The organism is Pseudomonas aylmerensis (genome assembly GCF_001702265.1).
In the GTDB taxonomy this organism is placed as follows: Bacteria; Pseudomonadota; Gammaproteobacteria; order Pseudomonadales; family Pseudomonadaceae; genus Aquipseudomonas; species Aquipseudomonas aylmerensis.
The window spans coordinates 92,148-116,094 of the sequence record NZ_MAUE01000021.1 but is presented as its reverse complement, the minus strand read 5'-3'; the positions used below and the strand labels follow the sequence as shown (position 1 = coordinate 116,094).

Below are 23,947 nucleotides of genomic sequence, written 5' to 3'. Positions count from 1 at the left end.
ATGTTGCATATCTTCTGTCCTCACTGCTTTGAGCTGCGCTCCGAAGAGGAATTCCACGCGTCCGGCCAGGCACATATCCCGCGCCCGCTGGATCCGAACGCCTGCACCGACGAAGAGTGGGGCGACTACATGTTCTTTCGCGATAACCCGCGTGGCCTGCACCACGAGCTGTGGATCCACGCCGCCGGGTGCCGCCAGTATTTCAACGCCACCCGCGACACCGTGACCTACGAAATTCTTGAAACCTACAAGATAGGCACCAAGCCGCAATTCACCGCCAAGGCTTCTGGAGAGAAGGTATGAGCCAGATCAATCGCCTGTCCAACGGTGGCCGGATCGACCGGAACAAAGTGCTGAGCTTCAGCTTCAATGGCCAGAGCTACAAAGGCTTTGAAGGCGACACCCTGGCCGCAGCCTTGCTGGCCAACGGCGTCGACATCATCGGCCGCAGCTTCAAGTATTCCCGCCCGCGCGGCATCTTTGCCGCCGGTGCCGAAGAGCCGAACGCGGTGCTGCAGATCGGCGCCACCGAAGCCACCCAGATTCCCAACGTGCGCGCTACCCAACAGGCGCTGTACCAAGGCCTGGTCGCCACCAGCACCAATGGCTGGCCGAGCGTCAACAACGACATGATGGGTATTCTCGGCAAGGTCGGCGGCAAGCTGATGCCGCCGGGTTTCTACTACAAAACCTTCATGTACCCGCAGTCGTTCTGGATGACGTACGAGAAGTACATCCGCAAGGCTGCCGGCCTGGGCCGCTCGCCGACCGAGAATGACCCGGACACCTACGACAACATGAACCGTCACTGCGACGTGCTGATTGTCGGCGCCGGCCCTGCAGGTTTGGCCGCTGCACTGGCCGCCGCGCGCAGCGGTGCCCGCGTGATCATCGCCGACGAGCAGGAAGAGTTCGGCGGCTCGTTGCTGGATTCGCGCGAGAGCCTCGACGGCAAGCCGGCCACCGAGTGGGTCGCCAGCGTCATCGCCGAGTTGAAAGCCCTGCCGGACGTGGTGCTGCTGCCTCGCGCGACCGTCAACGGCTACCACGACCATAACTTCCTGACCATTCACGAACGCCTTACCGATCACCTCGGCGACCGTGCCCCGATCGGCCAGGTGCGCCAGCGTATCCACCGTGTGCGTGCCAAGCGCGTGGTGCTGGCGACCGGCGCGTGCGAGCGCCCGCTGGTGTACGGCAACAACGACGTGCCGGGTAACATGCTCGCCGGTGCGGTCTCGACTTACGTGCGCCGCTACGGCGTGGCGCCGGGCAAGAAGCTGGTGCTGTCGACCAACAACGACCACGCCTATCGCGTGGCGCTGGACTGGTTCGACGCTGGCCTGCAAGTGGTCGCCGTGGCCGATGCGCGTCACAACCCACGCGGCGCGCTGGTGGAAGAGGCCCGCGCCAAAGGCATTCGCATCCTCACCGGCAGCGCCGTGATCGAGGCCCGTGGCAGCAAGCACGTGACCGGCGCCCGCGTGGCGGCCATCGACGTCAAGGCGCATAAAGTCACCAGCCCCGGCGAGTGGCTGGACTGCGACCTGGTCGCCAGCTCCGGCGGCTACAGCCCGGTGGTCCACCTGGCTTCGCACCTGGGCGGCAAGCCGACCTGGCGTGAAGACATCCTCGGTTTCGTCCCGGGCGAAGCGCCGCAGAAGCGCGTATGCGTCGGTGGTATCAACGGCGTCTACGGCCTCGGCGATTCCCTGGCGGATGGTTTTGAAGGCGGCGTGCGCGCGGCCAGCGACGCCGGTTTCGCACCGGTGGAAGGCACCTTGCCGAAAGCCTTGAGCCGTCTGGAAGAGCCGACACTGGCGTTGTTCCAGGTGCCCCATGAGAAAGCTACCGCGCGGGCGCCCAAGCAATTTGTGGATTTGCAGAATGACGTCACCGCCGCCGCCATCGAACTCGCGACCCGCGAAGGTTTCGAGTCGGTCGAGCACGTCAAGCGCTACACCGCGCTGGGCTTCGGCACCGACCAGGGCAAGCTGGGCAACGTCAATGGCCTGGCCATCGCCGCCCGTTCGCTGAACGTGACCATCCCGCAGATGGGCACCACCATGTTCCGTCCCAACTACACGCCGGTGACCTTCGGCGCCGTCGCGGGCCGCCACTGTGGGCACATCTTCGAGCCGGTGCGCTACACCGCGTTGCAGGCCTGGCACGTGAAAAACGGCGCCGAGTTTGAAGACGTCGGCCAGTGGAAACGCCCGTGGTACTTCCCGCGTAACGGTGAAGACCTGCACGCCGCCGTGAAGCGCGAGTGCCTGGCCGTGCGCGACAGTGTCGGCCTGCTCGATGCATCCACCCTCGGCAAGATCGACATCCAGGGCCCGGACGCGCGTGAGTTCCTCAACCGCATCTACACCAACGCGTGGACCAAGCTCGATGTGGGCAAGGCGCGCTACGGCCTGATGTGCAAGGAAGACGGCATGGTCTTCGACGACGGCGTCACCGCCTGCCTCGCCGACAACCACTTCCTGATGACCACCACCACCGGCGGCGCCGCGCGCGTGCTGCAGTGGCTGGAGATCTACCAGCAGACCGAGTGGCCAGACCTCAAGGTTTACTTCACTTCGGTCACCGACCACTGGGCGACCATGACCCTGTCTGGTCCCAACAGCCGCAAGCTGTTGAGTGAAGTGACCGACATCGACCTGGACAAGGACGGCTTCCCGTTCATGACCTGGAAGGAAGGCCTGGTCGGCGGTGTGCCGGCGCGGGTGTTCCGCATCTCGTTTACCGGTGAGCTGTCGTACGAAGTCAACGTGCAGGCCGACTATGCGATGGGTGTGCTGGAGAAAATCGTCGAGGCCGGCAAAAAGTACAACCTCACGCCCTACGGCACCGAGACCATGCACGTGCTGCGGGCCGAGAAGGGCTTCATCATCGTCGGCCAGGACACGGACGGCTCGATGACCCCGGACGACCTGAACATGGGTTGGTGTGTCGGTCGCACCAAGCCGTTCTCCTGGATCGGCTGGCGCGGGATGAACCGTGAAGACTGCGTGCGCGAAGAGCGCAAGCAACTGGTGGGCTTGAAGCCGATCGATCCGAACGTGTGGCTGCCGGAAGGCGCGCAACTGGTGTTCGATCCGAAGCAGACGATCCCGATGAAGATGGTTGGCCACGTCACCTCAAGTTATGCGCACAACTCGCTGGGTTATTCGTTTGCGATGGCGGTGGTGAAGGGCGGCTTGAAGCGCATCGGCGAGCGGGTGTTTTCGCCGCAGGCCGACGGCAGCGTGATCGAGGCGGAGATCGTGTCTTCGGTGTTCTTTGACCCGAAAGGCGAGCGCCAGAACATCTGACACCTGATCGTTCCCACGCTCCGCGTGGGAATGCATCCCGGGGCGCTCTGCGCCCAAAGAGCGGACGCAGAGCGTCCATGGCGGCATTCCCACGCAGAGCGTGGGAACGATCAAATTCAACACAGGTGCTTTATGACAGCAGCCAATGTTTACCAACAACGCCCCACCACCGGCGCCAAGGCCGAGTCGTCGCTGCACCATGCCGACCTCGCCAGCCTGGTCGGCAAGGGCCGCAAGAATGCCGGCGTGACCGTGCGTGAAAAGAAACTCCTCGGCCACCTGACCATCCGTGGCGATGGCCACGATGCCGCCTTCGCCGCCGGCGTGCACAAGGCCCTGGGCATCGAGTTGCCTGGCGCCCTGCAAGTGATCGTCAATGGCGAAACCAGCCTGCAATGGCTCGGCCCGGATGAGTGGCTACTGGTCGTGCCGAGCGGTGAAGAGTTCGCCGCCGAGAAAAGTTTGCGCGAGGCGCTGGGCGAGTTGCATATCCAGATCGTCAACGTCAGCGGCGGCCAGCAGATCCTCGAGCTCAGCGGCCCGAATGTGCGCGACGTGCTGATGAAGTCCACCAGCTACGACGTACACCCCAACAATTTCCCGGTGGGCAAGGCGGTGGGCACGGTGTTCGCCAAGTCGCAACTGGTGATCCGCCATACCGCTGAAGACACCTGGGAGCTGGTGATTCGTCGCAGCTTCTCGGACTACTGGTGGTTGTGGCTGCAGGATGCCTCGGCCGAATTCGGCCTCAACGTTCAAGCCTGACATGATCGTTCCCGCGCTCCGCGTGGGAATGCATCCCGGGGCGCCCTGCGTCCCAAGAGCGGACGCAGAGCGTCCATGGCGGCATGCCCACGCAGAACGTGGGAACGATCAAGGAGTCATGCACTATGAGCCGCGCACCCGATACATGGATTTTGACCGCCGACTGCCCCAGCGTGCTCGGCACGGTGGACGCGGTCACTCGCTATCTGTTCGAGCAGGGGTGCTACGTCACCGAGCACCATTCGTTCGATGACCGCCTCTCGGGCCGATTTTTTATCCGCGTGGAATTCCGCCAGCCCGACGGCTTTGACGAGCAGGCTTTCCGCGATGGCCTGGCCACGCGCGGTGAAGCCTTTGGCATGATCTTCGAGCTGACGGCGCCGAACTACCGGCCAAAAGTGGTGATCATGGTCTCCAAGGCCGATCACTGCCTGAATGACCTGCTGTACCGCCAACGCATCGGCCAGCTGTCGATGGATGTGGTCGCGGTGGTCTCCAATCACCCCGATCTCAAACCTTTGGCCGACTGGCACCAGATTCCCTACTACCATTTCCCCCTCGACCCCAATGACAAACCGTCCCAGGAGCGGCAGGTGTGGCAAGTGGTGGAAGACACAGGGGCAGAGCTGGTGATCCTTGCGCGCTACATGCAAGTGCTGTCGCCGGAGCTGTGCCGCAAGCTGGATGGCAAGGCGATCAATATCCATCACTCGTTGCTGCCGGGATTCAAGGGCGCCAAGCCCTATCACCAGGCCTACAACAAGGGCGTGAAATTGGTCGGCGCCACGGCGCATTACATCAACAACGACCTGGATGAAGGCCCGATCATCGCCCAGGGTGTGGAGGTGGTGGATCACAGCCACTATCCGGAGGATTTGATTGCCAAGGGGCGCGATATCGAAGGCCTGACCCTGGCCCGGGCAGTGGGGTATCACATTGAGCGGCGGGTGTTCTTGAACGCCAATCGCACGGTGGTGCTCTGACGGACGCCTTCGCAGGCAAGCCAGCTCCCACATTCGACCGCATTCCAAAGGTGGAACCCGGTCGAATGTGGGAGCGGGCTTGCTCGCGAAAGGGCCATCAGCAACAACGCAAAAACAGCATCTGTACCCGAGCACTTAAACGCGCTGCCTGCCTGGGCAACGCGGTTCCATAAAAACAACAGCGAGGTGAAAGCATGTCTGGTAATCGTGGTGTCGTGTATCTCGGCAACGGCAAGGTCGAAGTACAGAAAATCGACTATCCCAAAATGCAGGACCCCCGTGGCAGGAAGATCGAGCACGGCGTCATCCTGCGCGTGGTCTCCACCAACATCTGCGGCTCCGACCAACACATGGTGCGCGGCCGCACCACCGCCCAGACCGGCCTGGTGCTCGGTCACGAGATCACCGGCGAAGTGATCGAGAAGGGCAGCGACGTCGAAAACCTCAAGATCGGTGACCTGGTCTCCGTCCCCTTCAACGTGGCGTGCGGCCGCTGCCGATCCTGCAAGGAGCAACACACCGGCGTCTGCCTGACCGTCAACCCGGCACGTGCGGGGGGCGCCTATGGCTATGTCGACATGGGCGACTGGACCGGCGGCCAGGCCGAGTACGTGCTGGTGCCGTACGCCGATTTCAACCTGCTGAAACTGCCGGACCGCGACAAGGCCATGGAGAAAATCCGCGACCTGACCTGCCTCTCCGACATCCTGCCTACCGGTTACCACGGCGCCGTGACGGCCGGTGTCGGCCCTGGCAGCACCGTCTACATCGCCGGCGCTGGCCCGGTCGGCCTGGCTGCAGCGGCCTCGGCACGCCTGCTGGGCGCGGCGGTGGTGATTATCGGTGACGTCAACCCGATCCGCCTGGCCCACGCCAAGGCCCAGGGGTTTGAGATTGCCGACCTGTCCAAGGACACCCCGCTGCACGAACAGATCGCCGCGCTGCTGGGCGAGCCGGAAGTGGACTGCGCCGTCGACGCCGTAGGCTTCGAAGCCCGTGGCCACGGTCATGAAGGCGCCAAGGCGGAGGCCCCGGCCACCGTGCTCAACTCGCTGATGGGCGTGGTGCGCGTGGCGGGCAAGATCGGTATCCCCGGCCTCTACGTGACCGAAGACCCGGGCGCCGTCGACGCCGCCGCGAAAATGGGCAGCCTGAGCATTCGCTTCGGCCTGGGCTGGGCCAAATCCCACAGCTTCCACACCGGGCAGACGCCGGTGATGAAGTACAACCGCCAGCTGATGCAGGCGATCATGTGGGACCGTATCAACATTGCCGAGATCGTCGGCGTGCAGGTGATCAGCCTGGATGATGCACCGCGTGGATACGGCGAGTTCGATGCGGGTGTGCCGAAGAAATTTGTGATCGATCCGCACAAGTTGTTCAGCGCGGCGTAATAAAAAAGGGCGACTTCAAGTCGCCCTTTTCAGTGGTGCGTAAATTCACACCTGGAACGGTCCAAGGCTTCGCAATAGGTGCCTCTCCACTCGCCTCTGGTGGGCGTAAGGTTCCAATCAACGACAGGTGCCGTTACCGAAACGCTGGCTTCGTTGTTCATGGGGCCTTTGTAGGTGCAGATGACGGCCTTGCTGTTCATGTCGTAACGGGCATCGTGGAAGGTCGAGTCAGTCAGGTCCGACACCGCCGCCTGCGGGTTTTCGCCTGTCCAGGTGAGCCCGTCAGGCTGTGAGGTTTCGTAGCGGTAACCGCCGTTGGCCATTGCCGTTTGCTTGATGTCCTGGATCGGCGGGCAGGTGGAAGTTGCCGCCGCGTGGGCAGGGTTCATCAGTGCGATAGTGAAGAACACACCTGCAGACATTGCGCTGTTCATGGCCCACCTCCTGTGGCGCGCGGGAAGCTTTATGCTGCGGGTGGTTTTGCGTCGTCGGCTACTGTGAGAAATAACAGTTTTCTAGAACAGGTCGCGATTAATCGATGGGCTTTTATCGCGAGACACGCAAAAGGCCAACTCACCGCACTGCCAGCGCGCCCTGATACACCGTCGGCCCTGTCGGCTGTTTGCTCAACGAGCCGCCCTTGGTCTCCGAACTCACCAGTAACGCCACCGGCTGGCGGATGCTTGCCTGCTGGCGCGGGTTGAGACCGATGATGCCTTTGCCGTCTTCCGGCAATAGCCCCAAGGAGACCGGTTTGCCCCCTTCGGGCATGGCCCACAGTTCCAGGCTGCGATCGGGCTCGGGCGCTGTCGTGGCGATCGGTTCGACTTCGAGGTAATCCTTGTGCGCCATGACCTGCGCCGCCGGCTGCTGGGTGGTGGTCACCAGGGTGGCGGCGGACTTGACGTTGTCCTGGGTGTAGAACGCGCCGCCGAGGCCGGCGATCACGGCCACGCAGACACCGATGAACAGGCGCGGACGGCTCCAGAAAGGGGGTTTGGGCTCGATGATGGTGGGGCGTGTCGCGCTCATGAAGAGGGTCCTGACAGGGCTTTCAGTCCTGTCATGGACCCTGGTTTACGCGATGGGTTCCTGAACCGGTTGGCGCTCAAAGTGATGCCAATTGGCCCTGATACAGCACCGGTCCGGTCGGCTGCCCGGTGGGCGAACCGCCGCGCGGCTCCAGGCTCACGGCCAGGGTCAGCGGTGCGGCAAGCAAGGCTTGCTGTGCCGGGCTCAGCTGAATCCGGCCCCTGCCTGCCGTCGGCACCAGGCCCAGCGAGATCGGTTTGCCACCGGGCTGGATGGCCCACAATTCCAGGTCGCGCGTCGGCTCAAGCGCGGCCAACGCCAGCGGCTCCACTTGCAGGTGATCGGCAAACGCCTTGATCTGCAGCGCCGGTTGCTGGTTGGCAGCGACGAGTGTGGCGTTGTATTCCACGCCCAGATCGCGCTGGTACAGCACGCCCACCAGCACCGCGATGACAATCCCGAAGGCGGCCGCCCATAGCCGCAGGTTCAGCCACAACGGTTTCTTCGCCGGCAGGTGCAGGACCTGCGGCTCGATCCGCGCCTGGATGCCTTCCCACACGTGATCGGGCACCGGCCGTTCGGGCAGGGTCCCGGTCAGGCTGGCCAGGGCCGCCTGCCAATGGCCGAGTTCCACGCGCAATGCGGCGTCGTCGAGCAGCAGCGCCTCAAAACGGCGGCGGGCGGTAGCGGGCATCAGGCCGATGGCGTAGTCGCCCGCCAGGGCGCGGCGCAGGGGAGTGGTCTGGTAGTTCATGATTCAAGGCACCTGCGCAGGCGTTCCATGCCGCGACGAATCCAGGACTTGACCGAACCCAGCGGCGCGGCCAGATGGTCGGCCAATTCCGAGCACGACAGGCCCTGGAAGTAAGCCACGGTGATCGATTGGCGCTGCATGCCGTCGAGCGTGTCGAGGCAGCGGTTCAGCGCGCGCGCCTCGCGCTCGCTGTCGAGCTGTTCGAAGGTGCTGGGGCTGTCATCGAGCAGGGCGTCCTGTTGGCCATCTGCCAACGGTTGTTCACGGCGTTTGCGCAGTTGGTCGATGGCCAGGTTGCGGGTGATGTTTATCATCCAGGTCATCGGCGCCGCCAGGTGGGCCTCGTAGCGCGAGGCGTTGTACCAGATACGCACGAAGGCTTCCTGCAGCACCTCTTCAGCCAGGTCCGGGCGGCCCATGAAACGCAAGGCAACGCCGTGCAGCCGCGGTGAAACCGTACGGTAGAGGGTTTCGAACGCCTGGCGGTTGCCCAGGGCGCATTGGGCCAGCAGGGGCCGCAGCGGGTCAGCGTCGGAAGTGGAAATAGGGCTTCTCCAGGCCCTGGCGACAGGGCGGTGGGACTGCACGTGCAAGCGGTGGCAGGCAGAGGGTAGTCCAGGTTGCGCGTGCGTTCCATTCACCGGCGTCGTCCTCAACAGGTGTGTGGTGGTTATACGCAGCAGGCGGGGGATTGGATGCACTGGGAACAATCCCCCGGGCTACCCAGTCAAACGCCTGCTTTCGCACCTATATCCAGAGGTTGTTTCGATGAAGATTTCACGCGGTTTCGCCCTTTCCTGCCTGATGACCCTGGCGGCCGGCCCGGTGTTCGCCGCAGGGTTCAGCCTTGGCGACGCGGCCAATGCCATTTCCGGCATGCAGGGGGGCAACAACAAAGCCGCTGCCGCCGCGCCGTCGTCCGAGACGGCCGGCCTGCTGAGCGCATTGACCTCGCAATTGAATGTCACCCCCGAGCAAGCGGTCGGCGGCACCGGCGCGATGCTCGGCCTGGCCAAGAACCAACTGAGCAGCACCGACTACTCGCAACTGGGCAAGAGCGTGCCGGGTCTGGATCAGCTGTCGGGCAACAACGCGTTGGGCAGCCTCGGGGCCTTGAGCGGGATGCTCGGCCAGACCGGCGGCAGCAAGACCAGCGGCCTGGATGGCCTGCTGGGCAATGTGAAAAACACCAATGACCTGAACACTGCGTTCAGCGCCCTGGGCATGGACAGCGGCATGGTCGGCCAGTTTGCCCCGGTGATTCTGCAGTACCTTGGCGGCCAGGGCGCCAGCAGCTCCGTGTTGGGCAAACTGGCCCAGGCGTGGGGCACCGGCAGTTAAGGGTTTTCCGCGCGCAGTTGGGCGATGCGCGCGTCTTTCTCCAGCCAGAGCTGGTTCACCCAGTTCTGGACGGTCTGGCGAAACACCGGATCGTTTTCGTAATCGCCCTGCCACAACGCCGGATCCAGCTCGCGGGTCTGGATATCGATGATCACCGTCGGCACCGAGCCGCAGATCAAGTCCCAGAAGCCCGGGATCTTCTCCTGGGGATAGACGACCGTAACGTCGAGCACGGCGTCCAGTTGTTCCCCCATCGCCGCCAATACAAACGCCACGCCACCCGCCTTGGGTTTGAGCAGACGCTCGAACGGCGAGTCCTGCTGCTTGCGCTTGGCCGGGGTGAACCGCGTGCCTTCCAGGTAATTGACCACCGTCACCGGCTGGCGCTTGAACAGCTCGCAGGCCTCTTTGGTGATCTTCAGGTCCTGGCCGGCCAACTCGGGGTGCTTGGCCAGGAAAGCCTTGGTGTAGCGCTTCATGAACGGGTAATCCAGCGCCCACCAGGCCAGGCCGAGGAAGGGCACCCAGATCAGCTCTTTTTTCAGGAAGAATTTGAAGAACGGTGTGCGCCGGTTGAGGGCCTGGATCAGCGCGGGGATATCCACCCACGATTGGTGGTTGCTGATCACCAGGTAGCTGGTGTCGCCGCGCAGGTCGCCGCCGCCGCGAATGTCCCAGCGGGTCGGGATGCACCACGAGAAAATAAGCTTGTCGATCTCGGCCCAGGTCTCGGCGATCCACATTACTGCCCAGGATGCGTAGTCGCGAAAACGTCCGGGAGCCACCAGCTTGAGCAGGGCAAACACCATCAACGGCCCGAACAGCACCAGGGTGTTGAGCAACAGCAGCAGGGTAACGAAACAGCCGGTGAGCAGGCGGCGCATAAGCAACTCTTGGGATCGTGTGGGCGGGTCATGATAAGAGAGCTTGGTCTGCAGGCCAAATCTCAAATCACCGGACGAATGTTTCACAATGTGCCGGTTATGCTCGGATCAGCTAACTAAGTGCCCCCTTTGCGGTCTAGAATCCGCCTACTTCTTTCCGAGGAAACCACTTCGTGAAACTGCTCCTTGCCTCGCTCGCCCTGGTTGCCCTGCCCGTCATGGCTGCCGAGCCGACCCTTTACGGTCGCTACGAATACATCCAGTTGCCGGAGATCGGCGAAACCTTCAAGGCCAAGATGGACACCGGCGCGCTGACCGCTTCGCTGTCGGCCCGTGACATCGAGACCTTCACCCGTGACGGCGACGATTGGGTGCGCTTCCGCCTCGGCGGCAAGGACGCCAGCAACAAAGTCTACGAACACAAAGTGTCGCGCATCAGCAAGATCAAGAGCCGCGCCGACGAAGACGACGACAAGGACGAGGCCAGCGTGGCCAAGCGTCCGGTGATCGACCTCGAAATGTGCCTGGGCGACGTCAAGCGCACCGTCGAGGTCAACCTGACCGACCGCAGCAGCTTCAACTACCCGTTGCTGATCGGCGCCAAGGCCCTGCGCGAGTTTGGCGCAGCGGTGAACCCGGCCCGTCGCTATACCGCTGACAAACCGGACTGCTGATCGAACCCATGCCGCACATCCTGATTGTCGAAGACGAAGCGGCGATAGCCGACACGCTGATCTTTGCCCTGCAAGGTGAGGGCTTCACCACCACCTGGCTGAGCCTTGGCCAGGAAGCGCTGGCCTATCAACGGCAAACACCGGCTGACCTGATCATCCTCGACATCGGCCTGCCGGATATCACCGGCTTTGAGACCTGCAAGCAATTGCGGCGTTTCAGCGAAGTGCCGGTGATGTTCCTGAGTGCGCGCGATGGCGAGATCGACCGGGTGGTGGGCCTGGAGATCGGCGCTGACGATTATGTGGTCAAGCCGTTCAGCCCGCGGGAAGTGGCGGCGCGGGTGCGGGCGATCCTCAAGAGGGTCGGCCCTGGCGTGGCTCCCGCCGTGTTCCAGGTTGACCTGGAGCGCATGCAGATCAGTTATCGCGGCCAGCCCCTGAGCCTCACGCGCCATGAGTTCCGTCTGCTGCAGAGCCTGCTGGAGCAACCCGAGCGGGTGTTCAGCCGCGAGCAGTTGCTGGACGCGGTGGGCGTGGCGGCGGATGCCGGCTACGAGCGCAATATCGACAGCCACATCAAGAGCCTGCGCAGCAAATTGCGTGGCATTGCCGCGGATGCCGAGCCGATCCAGACCCATCGCGGCCTCGGCTACAGCTACAGCCCGGGCAACAGCTGATGCGCCTGGGGCTGCGGATTTTCCTGGTGTATGCGCTGTTCATCGGCCTGACCGGCTACTTCGTGCTTAGCACGGTGATGAAGGAAATCCGCCCCGGCGTGCGCCAGTCCACCGAAGAAACCCTGGTGGACACCGCCAACCTGTTGGCCGAGATCCTGCGCGATGACGTGAAAAACCACACCCTCGGCCAGAGCCACTGGCCGCAGCTGCTCAAGGCCTACGGCAATCGCCAGCCGGGCGCGACCATCTGGGGCCTGCCGAAAAACCAGGTCAACCACCGTATTTACGTGACCGATGCCAAGGGCACCGTGCTGCTCGATTCCAGCGGCGAAGCGGTGGGCCAGGACTACTCGAAATGGAACGACGTGTACCTGACCCTGCGCGGCGAATACGGCGCGCGTTCCACCCGCAGCGAACTGGATGACCCGGCCTCATCGGTGATGCACGTGGGCGCGCCGATCCGCGATAACGGCCAGATCATCGGCGTGGTCACGGTGGCCAAGCCCAACAGCTCGCTGCAGCCGTATGTCGATCGCACCGAGCGGCGGCTGCTCTGGTACGGCGCCGGGCTGGTGGTGCTCGGCCTGTTGCTGGGGGCGGTGTTGTCATGGTGGCTGAGCAGAGCCCTGCACCGGTTGACGGCCTATGCGCAGGCGGTCAGCGAAGGCCGGCGTGCCGAGTTGCCGCACTACCGCGGCGGCGAGCTCAAGCAGCTGTCCACCGCCGTGGAGCATATGCGCACGCAGCTGGAGGGCAAGGCCTACGTCGAGCATTACGTGCACACCCTGACCCATGAATTGAAAAGCCCATTGGCCGCGATTCGCGGCGCGGCGGAGCTGTTGCAGGGCGATATGAGCCGCGAGCAACAGCAGCGTTTCGTCGGCAATATCGACAGCGAGAGCGCGCGCCTGCAGCAGTTGATCGAGCGCCTGCTGAACCTGGCGCAAGTGGAGCAACGCCAGGGCCTGGAAGAACAGGTCAGCCTGCCATTGGCCGGCTTGGTCGATGAGGTTCTCTTGGCCCAATGCGCGCGTATCGAAGGCGCCGGCCTGCACATCGAACAAACGATCGGCGCCGACGTGAAGGTGTTCGGCGAACCTTTTCTGCTTCGCCAGGCCCTGGGCAATCTGCTCGAGAATGCCCTGGACTTCACCCCGTCCGGCGGCACCTTGAGGTTCAGTGCGCAGACACAGCACCACGCGGTGCAGGTCAGCCTGTTCAACCAGGCCGCGCCGATTCCCGACTACGCCTTGCCGCGCCTGAGCGAGCGATTCTACTCCTTGCCACGCCCGGCCAGCGGGCGCAAAAGCACTGGCCTGGGCCTCAACTTTGTCGAGGAAGTGATGAAGCTGCACGGCGGCGCGTTGCAGATCGGCAATGTGCCGGGTGGCGTGCAGGTGGTGCTGCATCTCCACACAGTCTCCACATTGCCCACATAAATCCCCCACACGCGCGGCTCATGCTCTGCCCATCAAAACAGGGAGAGACCCATGAACCGCAGCCTGCTTTTCAAACTTGGCGCGATTGCGCTGCTGATCCTGCTGTTGCTGATTCCGTTGCTGATGATCAACGGCATTATCGGCGATCGCCAGCAACTGCGCGACGGCGTCCTGATGGACATCGCGCGCAGCTCCAGCTATGCCCAGCGCCTCACCGGACCGGTGATGGTGGTGCCGTATCGCAAGACCGTGCGCGAGTGGAAACTCAATGAAAAGCTCAACAAACGCTACGAGGTCACCCGTGAGGAGCGCGGTCGCCTGTATTTCCTGCCGGACCGTTTCGAGCTCGACGGCAAGGTGCAAACCGAACTGCGTGCCCGGGGCATCTACCAGGCGCGGCTGTTCCATGCCGACACCCGCATCAGCGGGCGTTTCGAGCTGCCTGCGCAGTTGGGGATCACCGAAGACTTTGCCGATTACCGCTTCGAACCGGCATTCCTGGCGGTGGGCATCAGTGATATTCGTGGCATCGAAAACGCGCTGAAACTCGAGCTGGGCAGCCAGCGCCTGGAGTTCTCGCCGGGCTCCCAAGTGGACTGGCTGGGAGAGGGCGTGCACGTGGCATTGCCCGAACAGGACAGTAAAAAACCGGCCGTGGTGGACTTCGCTTTCGACCTGCGCCTGCAAGGCACCGAACAACTGCGAGTGGTGCCCGTGGGCAAGACCAGCCAGGTCTCGCTCGCCTCCAACTGGCCGCACCCCAGCTTCATCGGCAACTTCCTGCCGACCCAGCGCGAAGTCACCGATCAAGGCTTCAGCGCCAGTTGGCAGACTTCGTTCTTCTCCACCAACCTTGAGCAGGCCCTGCAGACCTGCCTGGACAGCCAGGGCTGCAACGACTTCAACAACCGCAGCTTTGGCGTGAACTTCATCGATCCGGTGGACCAGTACCTCAAGAGCGACCGCGCGATCAAATACGCGCTGCTGTTCATTGCCCTGACCTTTGCCGGTTTCTTCCTCTTCGAAGTGCTCAAGAACCTGGCGGTGCACCCGGTCCAATATGCGTTGGTGGGCTTTGCGCTGGCGTTTTTCTACCTGCTGCTGTTGTCGTTGTCCGAGCACCTGGGCTTTGCGCTGGCCTACCTGATCTCGGCGAGTGCCTGTGTGTTGCTGATCGGATTTTATGTGTGCCACGTGCTGCGCAGCGTCGCCCATGGCCTGGGCTTTTCCGCTGGATTGGCGGCGTTGTATGGCTTGTTGTACGGGTTGTTGAGTGCCGAGGATTACGCGCTGCTGATGGGCTCGCTGTTGCTGTTTGGCCTGCTGGGGACGGTGATGGTGCTGACGCGCAAATTGGATTGGTACAGCGTGGGCAAGCGCAAGGTCGCCGAGCCGTTGCAGTTCGACCTGGAGGACGTGCAATGATCGGCTTGCGTGAGGATCAGCGAGTGAAGGTGCAGCTGGTGGCGAGGATCAACCGGCTGTTCCCCGTGGTTGTGGCGGGCGAGCCTCCTGTCGTGAGCGGGTTTTCTGTGGTGAGCGGGCTTGCCCCGCGTTGGGCTGCGCAGCAGCCCCAAAACCTGAGATGAGTTTCATCGGATAAAACGCGGTGGCCTGATGGGGCTGCTTCGCAGCCCAACGCGGGGCAAGCCCGCTCGCCACAGGGGCAGGTGGCAACAGGGCTATACCGGCGGCTGGGTCTCCAGCATCGAAGGTCGCTGGCTGACCTCGGCGTACCAGGCGGCCAGCTGTGGGTTGGCCGCGCGCCAGTGCATATCGGGGTGGCGGAAGTCGAGGTAGGCGAGGGCGCAGGCCACGCTGATCGAGGCGATGTCGAAGTGGCTGGTCAGCTCGGCGATGGCGTCCTGTTCCAGCTCGGCGAGGGTGCGGCGGATCTTGTTGCGTTGCTCGTCGAGCCACGGTGCCCAGTGCTTTTCCGCCGGACGCAGGGCCGACTCGTAACGTACCAGTACGGCCGCATCCATGATGCCGTCAGCCATCGAGGCCAGGGTCAGGCGCCGCCAGCGGGCCGAGCCGTCGCGGGGGATCAGCGGGTTGCCGACATGCTGGTGGTCGAAGTAATCGAGGATCACCCGGCTGTCATGCAGCACGCTGCCGTCAGCCAGGCGCAGGGCCGGGATCTTGCCCACGGGGTTGCCTTGCATCACCTGCGCATCCGGGTTGACCGGCGTCGGCATGCAGCCGTGCAGCGCCACGCGGTCCTGCTGGCCGGTCTCGATCAGCAGCACGCGAACTTTGCGAACAAACGGTGAAGCGGGGTTGTGGAACAAGGTCATGCTGGGCACAGACATGGGCATTCCTCTGGAGGGGCGAGCGGGCTCGCGAAGGACGCTTACGATAGCGCAGTGCATCAGATTTGACGCGCTACTCTCAGGGTTTTTGCCGGCAAGCCGGCTTCCGCAGGAGGGCCCATACTCCGATCACCGCAGGTATCCCAAGCCCCACCCAACTGAGCGAATCCCACCACCCATCCCCCAGCAACGCCGCAAACAACCCGGCGGCGCTGAGCAGGCCAATCCCCAGCGGAATGCCAAACACTTTCCAGAAATTCGACTGCCGTGGCTTCATGCCTTGCCCGCCTTGCGCCTGACGATCCACAGGTAAATCCCGCTGATCAGCACGATGATGGTCAGCACATCCAGTACCGCCCAGAGGACTTTCATCGGCATGCCGCCGTAATCGCCAAAGTGCAGGGGCTGGGACATGCCCATGGCGTCCATGTACCAAGGCCGTTCGGCGATGGCGGTGACGGCCAGGGTGCTGGCGTCGATCAGCACCGGCGTCAGCAGGTGGGAGGTCAGGTGCGTGCTGCCCTTCATGAACACCGCGTAGTGGTGCTCGCTGGAAAAGCGCGTGCCGGGGAAGGCAATGAAGTCCGGCTGCATACCGGGCGCGGCCTGGGCGGCAATGCTCAGCAGCTCGGTGGCGGGCGCGCGCTGGGTCAGCGGCGGGGCATGTTTGTACGGCTCGATCATGGCGCTGAGGCTGTCCTGGCGCCAGGCTGCGATGATCAGGTCGGCACAGGCGCTGATCACGCCGGTGACGCCCACCACCAGCGCCCAGGTCAGGGTGACCACGCCGATCAGGTTGTGCAGGTCGAGCCAGCGCAGGCGGGTGGATTTGTCCTGGCGCACGGTGGCGAACTTCAAGCGGCGCATGAAAGGCAGGTACAGCACCGTGCCCGACACGATGGCCAGCACAAACAGAATGCCCATGAACGCCAGCAATAACTTGCCCGGCAGGCCGGCGAACATATCCACATGCAGGCGCAGCAGGAACAGGGTCAGCCCGCCATTCGCGGAGGGCATTTCGACAGCGTCGCCGGTGCGCGCATCAAGCATGAAAGTGTGCGACGAGTTGGGTTCGGTGCCGGCCGTCGCAGCCATGATTGCGATCACGCCGTTCTTGTCGTCCTCGTCCCACGCCAGGTATTGCATGGCTTCGCCAGGGCGATGGGCCTGCGCTTTGGCCACCAGCTGTTCAAGGTTGAGCTGCGGCGTATCGGCGGGCATCTGCGCCAGTTCTGGCTCGTTGCCCAGCAGGTGATCGATCTCGTGGTGGAACACCAGCGGCAGCCCGGTCAGGGCGAGCAGCAGCAGGAACACCGTGCAGACCAGGCTGGTCCAGGTGTGGATAAAGGACCAGCGGCGGATGGTTTTACTTTTCATTTTCCAGCCTTCAGGCGCACCAAAGCCGCCCCGGAGGACGGCCTGATGGTTAACTCAGTCGATTACCACTGGTAGGTGGCACTGGCGACGACGCTGCGTTGGTCGCCGAAGTAGCAGTAGGAGCCATCGCAGGTGGAAATGTAGTCCTTGTTGAACAGGTTGGTGGCGTTGAGTTTCACCGAGGCGCCTTTGAGGCTGTTGTCCAGGCGGCCGAGGTCGTAGTGAACCGCGCCGTCGAACACGGTGTAGGCGTTGGCCTTGCCGAGCCATGTGTTGCCTTGGTCGCCATAAGTGTTGCCCGTGTAGCGCGCGCCGAAGCCGATGCCGAAGCCATCGAGTACACCGGTGTGCCAGGTGTAGTCGGTCCACAGCGAGGCTTGCTGGTTGGGGATCAGTTGCAGGCGGTTGCCTTTGTAGATACCGGTTTGCACTTCGGACTTGGACAGGGTGTAGGCGGCGATGACCTTGAGGTTTTCGGTCACGTCGGACACCGCTTCCAGTTCCAGGCCCTTGACCTTCACTTCGCCGGCCTGGTCGGTGATCGATTGGTTACCCGAGCCGATCCGGGTCACCAGCACGTTTTTCTGGGTCAAGTCGTAGACCGCCGCACTCAGCAGCGTATTGGAGCCAGGTGGCTGGTACTTGATCCCCAGTTCCCATTGCTTGCCTTCGGTGGGCTTGTACGACTTGACGGGGTCGACGCTGGCGTTGCTCGCCGGTTGGAACGACTCGGCGTACGACAGGTAGGGCACGAAGCCCGAATCGAACACATAGCTGAGCGCCGCGTTGCCGCTGAAGTTCTTGCTGCGGTCAGTGTTGGTCGCGTCCAGCTTGTTGAAGTAAGTGGTGCCCTGATGCACCCAGTCCTCACGCCCACCCAGGGTCAGGCGCCAGTTGTCGAGGGCCATCTGGTCTTGTGCGTAGAGGCCGGTCTGGATGGTTTTCTGGTTGTAGTCGTAGTACGGCGTGACGTCCGTCGGGCGCAGGGTGGGCACGGTGTTGATCGGGTTGAAAATATTGATGTTCGACGCCGTGCCGTAGATCGTCCGGAAGGAGGTGTCGGTGCGCTGGTGGTCCAGGCCCAGCAGTACCGTGTGGGTGATGTCGCCCGTGGCGAAGTCAGCCTGGAAATTGTTATCCACTGCGAACTGGCCGATGTCCTCGTCAACGTTGGTGCTCGAGCGGCTGATATTGCCGTTGGCGTCAGCCGGGGAGTAGATATAGGAACCGACCGTCAGTTGCTGGAACGACAGCTCAGACTTGGTATAGCGCAGGTTTTGCTTGAACTGCCAGGTATCGTTGAAGCGATGCTCGAACGCATAACCCAGGGCGTAGTAGGTGCGGTCGTAGAACTCATAGTCGGGGTCGCCGAGGTTCTTGTGGTGGGAGACCTCGCCTTGGGGGAGCTTGATCTTGGTGCCTTGGATCGGCAGAAATTGACTGGTGGTGCCAGTATCGTCACGCGTGAACTGCGACAGCAGGGTCAGCTTGGTGTCGGTGTCGATGTTCCAGGTCAGGCTCGGCGCGATGTTGTAGCGCTTGTTGTCGATGTGGTCGACCTGGGTGCCGGCATCGCGCACCACGCCGCTGACGCCATAGAGGAACTGGCCTTCATCGTCGATCTTGCCGGTGCTGGCGAAGTTGATCTGGCGGTAGTTGTCACTGCCGTATTGCACCTGGATGGCATTGCTCGATTCGGCGCTCGGACGGCGGCTGACCATGTCCAGCAGGCCGCCTGGCGGGGTCTGGCCATACACCGACGAGGCCGGGCCGCGCAGCAGGGCGATGCGGTCGAGGTTCCAGGTCTCGGCTTTGGGGTTGGCATACACGCCGCGCGGCAGTGGCAGGCCGTCGAGGAACTGGGTGGGTTCGAAGCCGCGCACGCGCATCCAGTCATAACGGGTGTCGCTGCCGTAGCTGGCGGACACGATGCCGGGCATGTATTTGACCGCGTCATCCAGGTTCTGCACGTTGCGGTCCTGCATCTGCTCGCGGGTCGCCACGGAGATCGAGCGCGGCGCTTCCACCAGGGCGGTGTCGGTCTTGGTGCCGGCGGCGGTGCGTGTGGCCAGGTAGCCTTGCACCGGGCCCCAGGCGCTTTCCTGGTTGCCCTCTTGCCCGGTAATGTTGGTGACCGGCAGCGCCATCACGCCTTCCGGGATCGCCACCAGGGAATAAGTCCCCGCACTGCTTTGCTCCAGCTGCAGCCCGGTGCCACGCAGTGCCTCACGCAGCGCGCCCGGGGCATCGAACTGGCCCTGGACCGGCGCCGAGGTCTTGCCCGATGCCAACGCCGGGTTGAGGGTCAAGGCCAGGCCGGCCTGGCTGGCGATCTGGTTCAGGGTGCTGGACAGCGGCGCAGCCGGCAGGTTGTAGGCGCGCACGCTGGCGGACTGCTCGGCGGCGATCAGCGCGGTGCTCGCCAGCGGCGTGCAGAGGGCAATCGCCACGGCTAACAGGCTGGGGCGCAACAAGGTGTCTAGCGTGCGGGACATAGGGCGGCTCCTGAATGGAAGTAATTCGCAATTGCCTATGTGCCGAGCGAGAATCGAAAAGTGATAGGGCAGCATTAAAATATTTTTTGTGGTGGGTTTGAGGGCCTCATCGGGGGCAAGTCGAATCGTCGCACCGCCCCTCCCACATTTGAGGTATTCGCACATCAACCTGTGGGAGGGGCGGTGCGACGATTCGACTTGCCCGCGATAGCCATGGCCCAGGCCCCGCCTGAGCTAAGGCTTGGCGGTCACCGTCACCCACCACGGCGTGTGCTGCTGGATCTGCACCGGCAGGGTCGGCAGCAGCGCGTTGAGGGCCAGGTCGGTGTCATGCAACGGGAAGCTGCCGGTGATGCGCAGGTCCGCCACGCTTTTATCCACACCCAAATGGCCGGTGCGGTAGCGGCCAAGCTCGGCCACCACATCGCCGAGACGGGCGTTTTCGACCACCAGCATGCCGCGCGTCCACGCATCGGTAGCGGGGGTGACGGCCAGCGCAGGGCCAAGGCCGTCACTGCGCATCAGCACTTGCTGGCCTTCCTTGAAGATCTGTTCCTGCGGCAATGCCTCGGGCTGGGCGCCCACTGCCGACTGCAGCACGCTCAGGCGCGTGGCGTGGTCTTCGCGCTTGACGATAAACCGCGTGCCCAGCGCCCGCAGGTTGCCGTCGCGGGTTTGCACGTAGAACGGGCGCGCATCGTTGTGGCCGGTTTCGACGAGGATTTCGCCTTCCTGCAGCACAATCAGCCGGCGCTTGTCATCGAAACGCACGTCAATGGCGCTGTGGGTATTGAGGTTAATCAGCGTGCCGTCCGCCAGTTTCAGCGTGCGTTGTTCACCGGTGGCCGTGCGTTGGTCGGCCAGCCAATAGTGGATCGGCACGTAGCGTTCGCCGGCGAACAGCGCCAGGCCGCACACCAGCGCAATGCTCGCCAGGCCGCTGCCGAGTTTGCGCACGCGTTGGCGAATGCCCTCGCGCGACTGCAGCAACGCCACTCGCGCCGGGCCCGAGGCCACGCTGAAGCGCTGGTCGAGCATGCCCAGTTGGCGCCAGGCGCGGGCGTGCTCTTCATCGCTGGCCAGCCATTTGTCGAATTCCTCGCGCTCCACCGCGCTGCCGTCGCCGGAATCCAGCGACAGTTGCCAGGCGATTGCTGCATCCAACACGCGGGCCGACACGGGCTTGGAACTGATCACGCTCACAGCGGCTCGCCATACAGGGCGATGTAGCACTGGCGAATGCCCTGGGCCAGGTATTGGCGCACGCGCGGCACGGAGACGCCGAGGCGCTGGGCGATTTCCGCGTGGCCCAGGCCATCCAGGCGGTTGTAGAGGAAGGCCGCGCGGGCCTTGCTCGACAGCTTGCCGAGCAGGCGGTCGATGGCCTTGAGGTCTTCGAGGATCAACTGCTGTTCTTCGGGCGACGGGTGTTCGCTTTCCGGGATCAGCATCAATTCGCTGAGGTACGCCTGTTCCAGCGCTGCGCGACGGAAGTAGTCGAACAACAACCCTTTGGCGATTGCCACCAGGAAGGCACGCGGCTCGCGGGGTGCGCGCAACTCGTCACGGCCGAGCAGGCGCATGAAGGTGTCCTGGCTCAGGTCCTCGGCGCGGCTCGGGCAGGCCACATTGCGCCGCAGCCAGGCCAACAGCCAGCCACGATGGTCGCGATACAACGCGCCAACAAGCTCACTGTGTGGGTTCTGGACCGACGACAAGGCATCACCGAATAAACAAGAGGTTTAAACTAACGAGAATTATTCGCGATTGTGTCAGAGGCGTGGGGTGGGCGCAATTGGCGTCTGTCGGGAGATGACATTAAAACGATGGCGCCTGTTTACGCCGTTTCCATTGGCTCAAACGCGCTTGCAGCGCCTGGGGCGTGTCGATCTGCTGCTGGCGCGCACGGCTCAACAGGATGAGCATCAGCTCCGCCGTGGCCAGGGCGTCGGCGCTGGCATGATGGCGTTCGCCCACCTGCAGGTTGAAGTGATGGATCCAGTCATCCAGCCCGGCTTCACGGATGTGCGCTTCGGGGCACAGCAGTGGGGCGATGTCGGCCACATCCAGAAACGTGTGGGCCAGGCGATAGCCCAGGCTGTCCTTGAGCGCCCGGCACAGCATGTGCTGATCGAATGGCGCGTGGAACGCGAGCAGCGGGCTGTCGCCGACAAACGCCATGAAATCCAGCAGCGCTTCCACCGGATCACTGCCCGCGGCAATTGCACTCGGGCCCAGGCCGTGGATCAGCACGCTGGGGCTGAGCTTGGTGTCGGCGCGGTGCAAGGTGCGCTCGAACAGCTGGGAGAAATCCACCGCGCCGTCCTCGATGACCACTGCACCGATCGACAGCACCTGGTCGCGATTGAGGTTCAGGCCGCTGGTTTCCAGGTCCACCACCACCCAGCGCTGACTGCGCAGCGGACCGTCGCCCAGGGCCGCAGGCTTGGGCAATTGCGCCAGGCGTTGTTGCTGCGCGGCATCGAGCCCGGGTTTAGCCGCGCGCAGCCAGCCGAACAGGCTCACAGCTGGTACCGCAGGGTCAGGCTGCTTTGCAGGCGCTGGGCCTGGCGCAGGGACTCACGCAGGATGCGGCGGTCCAGGTGGTTGAGGCTGTCAGGGTCGACGCGGTTGGAGTACGGCTGGTTCTCCCGGGTCTGCAACTGATGCTGCTGCATGCGGGTTTGCTGGATGAAGTGATAGGCCTCTTCGTAGGCGGCGCCGTCGAGCGGCTCGATCACCTCCTTGACCACCAGCTGGCGCAGGCGCTCCAGGGTGTTATTGGCGTGGATGCCATTGGCCAGGGCGAGCAATCGCGCGCCGTCGACGAAGGGCGTCAAGCCCTGGACCTTGAGGTCGAGGGTGGCTTTTTCCGCACCTTTGCGCGACAGCACAAAATCACGGAAACGTCCTACAGGTGGGCGCTGGCGCAAGGCGTTTTCCGCCAGCATGCGCTGGAACAGCCGGTTATCCGCGACCTGATCGAGAATGCCCTGGCGCAGTTGTTCGCAGCCGCGCTCATCACCCCACACCACGCGCAGGTCGAAATAGATGCTCGAACCCAGCAGGTTCTCCGGCGTCGCCTCGCGAATAAACGCGCCGAAGCGCCGCGCCCATTCGGCCCGTGACAGGCACAGCTCGGGGTTGCCGGCCATGATATTGCCCTTGCACAGGCTGAAGCCGCACAGCGCCAGGCTCTGGTTGATCTGCTGCGCCAGGGGCAGCAGGCGCCCACGCAGGGTTGCCGCCTCGACGGCGTCCTTGGCGTCGAACAGGATGCCGTTGTCCTGGTCGGTGAAGAGCGTCTGCTCGCGGCGGCCTTCGCTGCCAAAACACAGCCAACTGAAGGGCACGCCTGGGTCGCCTTTTTCCGCCAGGGTCAGCTCGATCACCCGGCACACGGTGTGATCGTTGAGCAGCGTAATGATGTGGGTGATCTGCGTCGACGACGCGCCGTGGGCCAGCATGCGCTCGACCAACTGGCCGATCTCGCCGCGAATCGCCACCAGGTTCTCCACCCGGGGCGCGTTGCGGATGGTGCGTGCCAGGTGCACCAGGTCGACCCGCTGCAGGGAAAACAGGTCGCGCTCGGACACCACGCCACACAGGCGCTTTTCCTTCACCAGGCACACGTGGGCGATATGCCGTTCGGTCATGGCGATGGCAGCGTCGAACGCGCTGTGGTCCGGGGTCAGGAAGAACGGCGCCTGGGTCATATGGGCGTCGATGCCCTGGCTGAAATCGCTGGTGCCATCGGCCACCACCTGGCGCAAATCGCGCAGGGTGAAAATCCCCAGCGGCGCCTTGTGTTCATCGACGATCACAATGCTGCCGACTTGTTGCTCGTGCATCAGCGTCACCGCCTCACGCAGCGGTGTTTGCGGGCTGCAGGTGACCGGGTGGCGCATGGCCAACTCGCCCAGGCGGGTGTTCAGGGAATATTGGGTGCCGAGGGTTTCCACGGCTTTTTGCTGCACCTGCTGGTTGACCTGGTCCAGCAGGCTGCTGACGCCGCGCAGGGCAAAGTCGCGAAACGGGCTGGAAAGGGCGAACAGCTTGATAAAGGCCGGCTTGTTCAGTTGCAGGCAAAAGGTGTCTTCGGCGGCCTTGTGCTCGGTCCGTGTGGCCCGCTCGCCCAACAGCGCGGCGAGGGGGAAACACTCGCCGGCGGTGATTTCGAAGGTGGCTTGCTTCGAGTCCGGCCGCTCACCCACCACGCGGCCTTGCTTGACGATGTAAAAGTGCTCCACCGGCCCGCCCGACGGTTTGAGGATGCTCTCGCCGGGGCCGAAGAAGCGTAATTGACACTGCTCCACCAGGAACGCCAGGTGTGCGTGCTCCATCTGGTTGAACGGTGGGAAGCGTTGCAGGAACTGCAGGGTGCCGTGGATGTTCTGCAATACAGCAGTTTTCCCCGCTTGGGCGAAGGCATCAGCTTTACTCATAACATGACCGCAATTTTTTTGTCGTTATCGTCCTGCATGGTCGACTCCTGCGCGGCAG

At 63.4% G+C, this 23,947-nt stretch carries 23 protein-coding genes; 10 read left to right on the top strand and 13 right to left on the bottom strand.

The annotated features are described in order from the left end of the window. The 5 genes from BBG20_RS14995 to fdhA all read left to right on the top strand — a co-directional run bounded on the left by BBG20_RS14995 (position 1) and on the right by fdhA (position 6,459). Complete coding sequence (locus BBG20_RS14995; RefSeq protein WP_065904766.1) at positions 1–303, top strand: sarcosine oxidase subunit delta; 303 nt, start codon at positions 1–3, stop codon at positions 301–303. After that, the gene (locus BBG20_RS14990; protein WP_065904764.1) at positions 300–3,317 is read left to right on the top strand and encodes a sarcosine oxidase subunit alpha; all 3,018 of its coding nucleotides are present in this window, start codon (positions 300–302) and stop codon (positions 3,315–3,317) included. The genes BBG20_RS14995 and BBG20_RS14990 overlap by 4 nt, the downstream gene beginning before the upstream one ends. A 132-nt stretch (positions 3,318–3,449) precedes the next feature. Next, positions 3,450–4,082 (top strand): sarcosine oxidase subunit gamma, encoded by a 633-nt coding sequence (locus tag BBG20_RS14985; RefSeq protein ID WP_065904762.1) that lies wholly within the window; start codon positions 3,450–3,452, stop codon positions 4,080–4,082. Between the two features lie 125 nt (positions 4,083–4,207). After that, positions 4,208–5,065, top strand: coding sequence for a formyltetrahydrofolate deformylase (gene purU / locus BBG20_RS14980; protein ID WP_005792124.1), 858 nt, complete (start codon positions 4,208–4,210; stop codon positions 5,063–5,065). 194 nt (positions 5,066–5,259) lie between these two features. Next, positions 5,260–6,459 carry a formaldehyde dehydrogenase, glutathione-independent gene (fdhA, locus tag BBG20_RS14975; RefSeq protein ID WP_034116135.1) on the top strand — a complete coding sequence of 400 codons (1,200 nt, stop codon included), beginning with the start codon at positions 5,260–5,262 and terminating at the stop codon, positions 6,457–6,459. Between the two features lie 29 nt (positions 6,460–6,488). Here fdhA and BBG20_RS14970 read toward each other — a convergent pair whose 3' ends face one another. The 4 genes from BBG20_RS14970 to BBG20_RS14955 form a co-directional block, all read right to left on the bottom strand. Continuing rightward, entirely contained in the window at positions 6,489–6,893 is a 405-nt protein-coding gene (locus BBG20_RS14970; protein WP_065904760.1) for a DUF3757 domain-containing protein, read from the bottom strand. 139 nt (positions 6,894–7,032) lie between these two features. Next, positions 7,033–7,491: an anti-sigma factor gene (locus tag BBG20_RS14965; RefSeq protein WP_065904758.1), complete on the bottom strand. Its 459-nt coding sequence runs from the start codon at positions 7,489–7,491 to the stop codon at positions 7,033–7,035. A 76-nt stretch (positions 7,492–7,567) separates the two neighbouring features. Next, positions 7,568–8,245, bottom strand: coding sequence for an anti-sigma factor (locus tag BBG20_RS14960; RefSeq protein WP_065904756.1), 678 nt, complete (start codon positions 8,243–8,245; stop codon positions 7,568–7,570). Next, complete coding sequence (locus BBG20_RS14955) at positions 8,242–8,886, bottom strand: sigma-70 family RNA polymerase sigma factor (RefSeq protein WP_065904754.1); 645 nt, start codon at positions 8,884–8,886, stop codon at positions 8,242–8,244. Before BBG20_RS14955 ends, BBG20_RS14960 begins: the two co-directional genes overlap by 4 nt. 127 nt (positions 8,887–9,013) lie before the next feature. On the opposite strand from BBG20_RS14955, the gene BBG20_RS14950 reads away from it, so the two are divergent. Further along, positions 9,014–9,586 (top strand): DUF2780 domain-containing protein, encoded by a 573-nt coding sequence (locus BBG20_RS14950; RefSeq protein WP_065904752.1) that lies wholly within the window; start codon positions 9,014–9,016, stop codon positions 9,584–9,586. Here the strand turns inward: BBG20_RS14950 and BBG20_RS14945 are convergent. Then, the gene (locus BBG20_RS14945; RefSeq protein ID WP_065904750.1) at positions 9,583–10,470 is read right to left on the bottom strand and encodes an acyltransferase; all 888 of its coding nucleotides are present in this window, start codon (positions 10,468–10,470) and stop codon (positions 9,583–9,585) included. The two genes, BBG20_RS14950 and BBG20_RS14945, sit on opposite strands and share 4 nt — an antisense overlap. A gap of 173 nt (positions 10,471–10,643) precedes the next feature. On the opposite strand from BBG20_RS14945, the gene rloA2 reads away from it, so the two are divergent. From rloA2 to creD, 4 genes are read left to right on the top strand one after another with little or no spacing between them, the layout of a single operon-like run. Further along, positions 10,644–11,144 (top strand): retropepsin-like aspartic peptidase RloA2, encoded by a 501-nt coding sequence (gene rloA2, locus BBG20_RS14940; RefSeq protein ID WP_065904748.1) that lies wholly within the window; start codon positions 10,644–10,646, stop codon positions 11,142–11,144. An 8-nt stretch (positions 11,145–11,152) separates the two neighbouring features. Next, positions 11,153–11,821 carry a two-component system response regulator CreB gene (gene creB / locus BBG20_RS14935; protein ID WP_065904742.1) on the top strand — a complete coding sequence of 223 codons (669 nt, stop codon included), beginning with the start codon at positions 11,153–11,155 and terminating at the stop codon, positions 11,819–11,821. Then, positions 11,821–13,260, top strand: coding sequence for a two-component system sensor histidine kinase CreC (gene creC, locus BBG20_RS14930; protein WP_065904741.1), 1,440 nt, complete (start codon positions 11,821–11,823; stop codon positions 13,258–13,260). Before creB ends, creC begins: the two co-directional genes overlap by 1 nt. A 51-nt stretch (positions 13,261–13,311) precedes the next feature. Next, the gene (gene creD, locus BBG20_RS14925; RefSeq protein ID WP_065904740.1) at positions 13,312–14,685 is read left to right on the top strand and encodes a cell envelope integrity protein CreD; all 1,374 of its coding nucleotides are present in this window, start codon (positions 13,312–13,314) and stop codon (positions 14,683–14,685) included. A 257-nt stretch (positions 14,686–14,942) separates the two neighbouring features. On the opposite strand, the gene BBG20_RS14920 is transcribed toward creD, so the two are convergent. The 8 genes from BBG20_RS14920 to BBG20_RS14885 all read right to left on the bottom strand — a co-directional run bounded on the left by BBG20_RS14920 (position 14,943) and on the right by BBG20_RS14885 (position 23,889). Continuing rightward, positions 14,943–15,572, bottom strand: a complete 630-nt coding sequence (locus BBG20_RS14920; RefSeq protein ID WP_065904739.1) for a glutathione S-transferase family protein — start codon at positions 15,570–15,572, stop codon at positions 14,943–14,945. 79 nt (positions 15,573–15,651) lie between these two features. Next, positions 15,652–15,849, bottom strand: coding sequence for a hypothetical protein (locus BBG20_RS33185; protein ID WP_065904732.1), 198 nt, complete (start codon positions 15,847–15,849; stop codon positions 15,652–15,654). Continuing rightward, on the bottom strand, positions 15,846–16,949 hold the full coding sequence (locus BBG20_RS14910; protein WP_065904730.1) for a PepSY-associated TM helix domain-containing protein: 1,104 nt from the start codon (positions 16,947–16,949) through the stop codon (positions 15,846–15,848). Before BBG20_RS14910 ends, BBG20_RS33185 begins: the two co-directional genes overlap by 4 nt. A gap of 62 nt (positions 16,950–17,011) precedes the next feature. After that, positions 17,012–19,444, bottom strand: a complete 2,433-nt coding sequence (locus tag BBG20_RS14905) for a TonB-dependent siderophore receptor (RefSeq protein WP_065904728.1) — start codon at positions 19,442–19,444, stop codon at positions 17,012–17,014. 234 nt (positions 19,445–19,678) lie between these two features. Next, on the bottom strand, positions 19,679–20,647 hold the full coding sequence (locus BBG20_RS14900) for a FecR domain-containing protein (protein ID WP_065904726.1): 969 nt from the start codon (positions 20,645–20,647) through the stop codon (positions 19,679–19,681). Further along, entirely contained in the window at positions 20,644–21,162 is a 519-nt protein-coding gene (locus BBG20_RS14895) for an RNA polymerase sigma factor (protein WP_065904725.1), read from the bottom strand. Before BBG20_RS14895 ends, BBG20_RS14900 begins: the two co-directional genes overlap by 4 nt. Before the next feature lie 100 nt (positions 21,163–21,262). Next, a complete protein-coding gene (locus BBG20_RS14890) occupies positions 21,263–21,970 on the bottom strand; it encodes a 3'-5' exonuclease (RefSeq protein ID WP_065904723.1) in 708 nt (235 codons plus the stop codon). Next, positions 21,967–23,889: a putative nucleotidyltransferase substrate binding domain-containing protein gene (locus tag BBG20_RS14885; RefSeq protein WP_065904720.1), complete on the bottom strand. Its 1,923-nt coding sequence runs from the start codon at positions 23,887–23,889 to the stop codon at positions 21,967–21,969. The genes BBG20_RS14890 and BBG20_RS14885 overlap by 4 nt, the downstream gene beginning before the upstream one ends. Positions 23,890–23,947 lie beyond the last annotated feature (58 nt).